The sequence below is a fragment of the Amycolatopsis sp. NPDC051716 genome, from assembly GCF_040681595.1.
In the GTDB taxonomy this organism is placed as follows: domain Bacteria; phylum Actinomycetota; class Actinomycetes; order Mycobacteriales; family Pseudonocardiaceae; genus Amycolatopsis.
Genome location: NZ_JBFAZA010000081.1, coordinates 1 through 6,525, shown reverse-complemented (window position 1 = coordinate 6,525; position 6,525 = coordinate 1). Strand labels below are relative to the sequence as shown.

Below are 6,525 nucleotides of genomic sequence, written 5' to 3'. Positions count from 1 at the left end.
GATGCTTCGGCGAACCACCCGAGGAAGGTCGAGTCCCCACACTTTCGCCATTGTTACTTGCTTGGATCATCACAGTAATTTTACGTGTAGCCTTAGGTTCTGCAACCGTGGCCGCTTTAACAGCAGCAGGTTTAGTTCAACCAATGCTTGCATCAGCTTCTCCAAATACAGCCGCACTAATGGTCTTGGCAATAGGGGCAGGTTCAATTGCCGCATCTCATGTTAACGATGCAGGATTCTGGATGTTTAAAGAATACTTTGATTTAGATGTCAAACAAACATTAAAAACTTGGACAGTACTAGAAACGATTATCGCAGTTGTAGGTTTAGGGATAGTCATGTTGATGAGTATCTGGGTACATTAATAAAAAAATAAGTCAATTTTGACTTATTTTTTTAATTTGTCAAAGCTAGTGGTGGCATGAAATAAAGCGAATACAGGAGAGGGAAAAAGCGAACGTAAGATAAAAAAAGGTATAAAAGTCACAGTTAATTCTTGACAAGTTTAGTTAGGTTTGATAGAATATAATAGTTGTCGCAAGAGACGAGGGTCTTGAAGCGATAAGCTAGACCATTGAAAACTGAATAAAGAAGAATGACTCATGTGATGTAGTAAGATACATCAAAAATCTGTCAATCAATAATGAAAGACAAGCCAGTCACTAAGGTGACTTAAATACTTTATTTGAGAGTTTGATCCTGGCTCAGGACGAACGCTGGCGGCGTGCCTAATACATGCAAGTTGAGCGCTGAAGGTTGGTACTTGTACCGACTGGATGAGCAGCGAACGGGTGAGTAACGCGTGGGGAATCTGCCTTTGAGCGGGGGACAACATTTGGAAACGAATGCTAATACCGCATAAAAACTTTAAACACAAGTTTTAAGTTTGAAAGATGCAATTGCATCACTCAAAGATGATCCCGCGTTGTATTAGCTAGTTGGTGAGGTAAAGGCTCACCAAGGCGATGATACATAGCCGACCTGAGAGGGTGATCGGCCACATTGGGACTGAGACACGGCCCAAACTCCTACGGGAGGCAGCAGTAGGGAATCTTCGGCAATGGACGAAAGTCTGACCGAGCAACGCCGCGTGAGTGAAGAAGGTTTTCGGATCGTAAAACTCTGTTGGTAGAGAAGAACGTTGGTGAGAGTGGAAAGCTCATCAAGTGACGGTAACTACCCAGAAAGGGACGGCTAACTACGTGCCAGCAGCCGCGGTAATACGTAGGTCCCGAGCGTTGTCCGGATTTATTGGGCGTAAAGCGAGCGCAGGTGGTTTATTAAGTCTGGTGTAAAAGGCAGTGGCTCAACCATTGTATGCATTGGAAACTGGTAGACTTGAGTGCAGGAGAGGAGAGTGGAATTCCATGTGTAGCGGTGAAATGCGTAGATATATGGAGGAACACCGGTGGCGAAAGCGGCTCTCTGGCCTGTAACTGACACTGAGGCTCGAAAGCGTGGGGAGCAAACAGGATTAGATACCCTGGTAGTCCACGCCGTAAACGATGAGTGCTAGATGTAGGGAGCTATAAGTTCTCTGTATCGCAGCTAACGCAATAAGCACTCCGCCTGGGGAGTACGACCGCAAGGTTGAAACTCAAAGGAATTGACGGGGGCCCGCACAAGCGGTGGAGCATGTGGTTTAATTCGAAGCAACGCGAAGAACCTTACCAGGTCTTGACATACTCGTGCTATTCCTAGAGATAGGAAGTTCCTTCGGGACACGGGATACAGGTGGTGCATGGTTGTCGTCAGCTCGTGTCGTGAGATGTTGGGTTAAGTCCCGCAACGAGCGCAACCCCTATTGTTAGTTGCCATCATTAAGTTGGGCACTCTAACGAGACTGCCGGTGATAAACCGGAGGAAGGTGGGGATGACGTCAAATCATCATGCCCCTTATGACCTGGGCTACACACGTGCTACAATGGATGGTACAACGAGTCGCGAGACAGTGATGTTTAGCTAATCTCTTAAAACCATTCTCAGTTCGGATTGTAGGCTGCAACTCGCCTACATGAAGTCGGAATCGCTAGTAATCGCGGATCAGCACGCCGCGGTGAATACGTTCCCGGGCCTTGTACACACCGCCCGTCACACCACGGGAGTTGGGAGTACCCGAAGTAGGTTGCCTAACCGCAAGGAGGGCGCTTCCTAAGGTAAGACCGATGACTGGGGTGAAGTCGTAACAAGGTAGCCGTATCGGAAGGTGCGGCTGGATCACCTCCTTTCTAAGGAATATATACAAAGACGTGAGCATTCAACTTTATTCAGTTTTGAGGGGTTTAGTGATAAACCTAAGCAAGAATCAAATTCTTGATTGTGGGGCCTTAGCTCAGCTGGGAGAGCGCCTGCTTTGCACGCAGGAGGTCAGCGGTTCGATCCCGCTAGGCTCCATTGTCAGACAAGACGTTAAAATCACTTGAACATTGAAAACTAAATAACAATATCTAATAACGATAAATAAACCAAAAGCTGTGAATTTTAAAGAATTTACAAACTTATACTTGAAAAACGATGATTATAAATCATCATGGCAAAGTTAATAAGGGCGCACGGTGGATGCCTTGGCACTAAGAGCCGATGAAGGACGTGACTAACGACGATATTCTAGGGGGAGCAGTAAGTACGCATTGATCCCTAGGTCTCCGAATGGGGAAACCCAGCTGCTACTAGCAGTTATTCATGAGTGAATACATAGCTCATGTAAAGGTAACGCAGAGAACTGAAACATCTAAGTACCTGCAGGAAGAGAAAGTAAAAACGATTTCGTAAGTAGCGGCGAGCGAACGCGAAGAAGGGCAAACCAAGAAGCTTGCTTCTTGGGGTTGTAGGACTGCAACGTGGACTTAAGCATTATAGTCGAATAACCTGGGAAGGTTAATCAAAGAGGGTAATAATCCCGTAGACGAAATAGCGCTTATACCTAGCAGTATCCTGAGTAGGGCTGGACACGCGAAATCCAGTTTGAATCCGGGAGGACCATCTCCCAACCCTAAATACTCCTTAGTGACCGATAGTGAACCAGTACCGTGAGGGAAAGGTGAAAAGAACCCCGAGAGGGGAGTGAAATAGCACCTGAAACCGTGTGCCTACAAGAAGTTCGAGCCCGTTAATGGGTGAGAGCGTGCCTTTTGTAGAATGAACCGGCGAGTTACGTTATGATGCGAGGTTAAGTTGAAGAGACGGAGCCGTAGGGAAACCGAGTCTGAATAGGGCGACTTAGTATCATGATGTAGACCCGAAACCTAGTGACCTATCCATGAGCAGGGTGAAGGTGTGGTAAGACGCACTGGAGGCCCGAACCAGGACACGTTGAAAAGTGTTTGGATGACTTGTGGATAGCGGAGAAATTCCAAACGAACTGGGAGATAGCTGGTTCTCTCCGAAATAGCTTTAGGGCTAGCGTCGAAATGTAAGTGTATTGGAGGTAGAGCACTGTTTGGGTGAGGGGTCCGTCTAGGATTACCAATCTCAGATAAACTCCGAATGCTAATACACATGTTCGGCAGTCAGACTGCGAGTGCTAAGATCCGTAGTCGAAAGGGAAACAGCCCAGACCAACAGCTAAGGTCCCAAAATATATGTTAAGTGGAAAAGGATGTGGGGTTGCACAGACAACTAGGATGTTAGCTCAGAAGCAGCTATCATTCAAAGAGTGCGTAATAGCTCACTAGTCGAGTGACCCTGCGCCGAAAATGTACCGGGGCTAAACATATTACCGAAGCTTTGGATTGATATTTTATCAATGGTAGGAGAGCGTTCTTAACCGCGATGAAGGTATACCGTGAGGAGTGCTGGAGCGTTAAGAAGTGAGAATGCCGGTATGAGTAGCGCAAGATAAGTGAGAATCTTATCCACCGTAAGACTAAGGTTTCCAGGGGAAGGCTCGTCCGCCCTGGGTTAGTCGGGACCTAAGGCGAGGCCGAAAGGCGTAGTCGATGGACAACTGGTTGATATTCCAGTACTAGATATGATCGTGATGGAGGGACGCAGTAGGCTAAGAGATGCCAGTTAATGGATTCTGGTCTAAGCAGTGAGGTGTGAGATGTGTCAAATGCATTTCTCTTTAACATTGAGCTGTGATGGGGAAGCAACTACGGTTGCGAACTCTCTGATGTCACACTGCCAAGAAAAGCTTCTAGCGTAAAGTCATATCTACCCGTACCGCAAACCGACACAGGTAGTCGAGGCGAGTAGCCTCAGGTGATCGAGAGAACTCTCGTTAAGGAACTCGGCAAAATAGCCCCGTAACTTCGGGAGAAGGGGTGCTGGTGTAAAAGCCAGCCGCAGTGAATAGGCCCAAGCAACTGTTTATCAAAAACACAGCTCTCTGCTAAACCGCAAGGTGATGTATAGGGGGTGACGCCTGCCCGGTGCTGGAAGGTTAAGAGGAGTGCTTAGACGTAAGTCGAAGGTATGAATTGAAGCCCCAGTAAACGGCGGCCGTAACTATAACGGTCCTAAGGTAGCGAAATTCCTTGTCGGGTAAGTTCCGACCCGCACGAAAGGCGTAATGATTTGGGCACTGTCTCAACGAGAGACTCGGTGAAATTTTAGTACCTGTGAAGATGCAGGTTACCCGCGACAGGACGGAAAGACCCCATGGAGCTTTACTGTAGTTTGATATTGAGTACCTGTAAGTCATGTACAGGATAGGTAGGAGCCATTGAAATAGGGACGCTAGTTTCTATTGAGGCGTTGTTGGGATACTACCCTTGACTTATGGTTACTCTAACCCGCTGGCATAATCGGCCAGGGAGACAGTGTCTGACGGACAGTTTGACTGGGGCGGTCGCCTCCTAAAGAGTAACGGAGGCGCTCAAAGGTTGGCTCAGATTGGTTGGAAATCAATCGTAGAGTGTAAAGGTAAAAGCCAGCTTGACTGCGAGAGCTACAACTCGAGCAGGTAGGAAACTAGGACTTAGTGATCCGGTGGTACCGCATGGAAGGGCCATCGCTCAACGGATAAAAGCTACCCTGGGGATAACAGGCTTATCTCCCCCAAGAGTTCACATCGACGGGGAGGTTTGGCACCTCGATGTCGGCTCGTCGCATCCTGGGGCTGTAGTCGGTCCCAAGGGTTGGGCTGTTCGCCCATTAAAGCGGCACGCGAGCTGGGTTCAGAACGTCGTGAGACAGTTCGGTCCCTATCCGTCGCGGGCGTAGGTAATTTGAGAGGATCTGTCCTTAGTACGAGAGGACCGGGATGGACTTACCGCTGGTGTACCAGTTGTTCCGCCAGGAGCACGGCTGGATAGCTATGTAGGGAAGGGATAAGCGCTGAAAGCATCTAAGTGCGAAGCCCACCTCAAGATGAGATTACCCATTCGTAAGAATTAAGAGCCCAGAGAGATGATCTGGTAGATAGGCTGGAAGTGGAAGAGTTGCGAGACTTGGAGCGGACCAGTACTAATCGCTCGAGGACTTTACCAAAAGAGTCAAATATAATATGCTTATGGTTTAAAAGTTAGAAGAATTGTTATTTAGTTTTGAATGTTCAAGGTAACATTTAATGATTTGGTCATCATTGCGATGGAGATACACCTGTTCCCATGTCGAACACAGAAGTTAAGTCCATCTACGGCGGAAGTACTTGGGGGTTGCCCCCTGGGAGATAGGCGAGTGGCCAAGTTTTGGGAGTTTAGCTCAGCTGGGAGAGCATCTGCCTTACAAGCAGAGGGTCAGCGGTTCGATCCCGTTAACTCCCATTGGTTGTTTCAGCCATTAAGTGAATAAAGGTTCTGTAGTGTAGCGGTTATCACGTCGCCCTGTCACGGCGAAGATCGCGGGTTCGATTCCCGTCAGAACCGTTAGTAGAAATACTAATGACTCGTTAGCTCAGTTGGTAGAGCATTTGACTTTTAATCAAAGGGTCGCTGGTTCGAGCCCAGCACGGGTCATAATCCTAGCGGATGTGGCGGAATTGGCAGACGCACTAGATTTAGGATCTAGCGCTTAACGGCGTGGGGGTTCAAGTCCCTTCATCCGCATACTAGGTATTAGCCGACTTAGCTCAGTTGGTAGAGCATCTGATTTGTAATCAGAGGGTCGCGTGTTCGAATCATGTAGTCGGCATTGTCGTAAGACACAAAGTTTAAGTGCGAACGTAGTTCAGGGGTAGAACACAACCTTGCCATGGTTGGGGTCGCGAGTTCGAATCTCGTCGTTCGCTTGATAATTCTCCCAAGTGGGAGTTTTTGTATAATACCCGGGGTGGCGGAACTGGCAGACGCACAGGACTTAAAATCCTGCGAGGGGTAACCTTCGTACCGGTTCGAAACCGGTCCTCGGGATATGCTAAGATTAATAGTTATTAAACTATTAATCTTTTTTTATCTTTCTTTATCTTTCTTTATCTTTCTTTAAGAATGGCTTAATAAAGCGGTTACTTTGTATTTTTGCGAGCTTGGACTAGAAAAATACTTCACAAAATGCTATACTAGGTAAGTAATAAAATATTCGGAGGTATTTTGAAATGGCACTCGTTTCAGCAGAAAAATTCGTACAAGCCGCTCGTGATAACGG

The 6,525-nt window shown here is 47.4% G+C and carries 8 tRNA genes, 3 rRNA genes and 1 pseudogene; all 12 read left to right on the top strand.

Going from position 1 to position 6,525, the window contains the following annotated elements:
• Positions 1-365, top strand: a pseudogene (locus AB0M30_RS47270) (hypothetical protein); the annotation flags it as partial.
• A 316-nt stretch (positions 366-681) separates the two neighbouring features.
• Positions 682-2,228, top strand: a 16S ribosomal RNA gene (locus AB0M30_RS47265).
• 93 nt (positions 2,229-2,321) lie between these two features.
• Positions 2,322-2,394: transfer RNA gene (locus tag AB0M30_RS47260), tRNA-Ala, on the top strand.
• Between the two features lie 138 nt (positions 2,395-2,532).
• Positions 2,533-5,433 (top strand): 23S ribosomal RNA (locus AB0M30_RS47255).
• 83 nt (positions 5,434-5,516) lie between these two features.
• Positions 5,517-5,632: ribosomal RNA gene (rrf, locus tag AB0M30_RS47250) — 5S ribosomal RNA — on the top strand.
• The 16S, 23S and 5S rRNA genes sit together here with 8 tRNA genes alongside, the layout of an rRNA operon.
• Positions 5,633-5,635: 3 nt before the next feature.
• Positions 5,636-5,708 (top strand) — tRNA-Val (locus tag AB0M30_RS47245).
• A 29-nt stretch (positions 5,709-5,737) separates the two neighbouring features.
• Positions 5,738-5,810: transfer RNA gene (locus AB0M30_RS47240), tRNA-Asp, on the top strand.
• Between the two features lie 17 nt (positions 5,811-5,827).
• Positions 5,828-5,900, top strand: a tRNA-Lys gene (locus AB0M30_RS47235).
• Positions 5,901-5,908: 8 nt separating this feature from the next.
• Positions 5,909-5,990, top strand: a tRNA-Leu gene (locus tag AB0M30_RS47230).
• 12 nt (positions 5,991-6,002) lie between these two features.
• Positions 6,003-6,075 (top strand) — tRNA-Thr (locus tag AB0M30_RS47225).
• Positions 6,076-6,100: 25 nt separating this feature from the next.
• A tRNA-Gly gene (locus AB0M30_RS47220) sits at positions 6,101-6,172 on the top strand.
• 35 nt (positions 6,173-6,207) lie between these two features.
• Positions 6,208-6,293 (top strand) — tRNA-Leu (locus AB0M30_RS47215).
• Positions 6,294-6,525 lie beyond the last annotated feature (232 nt).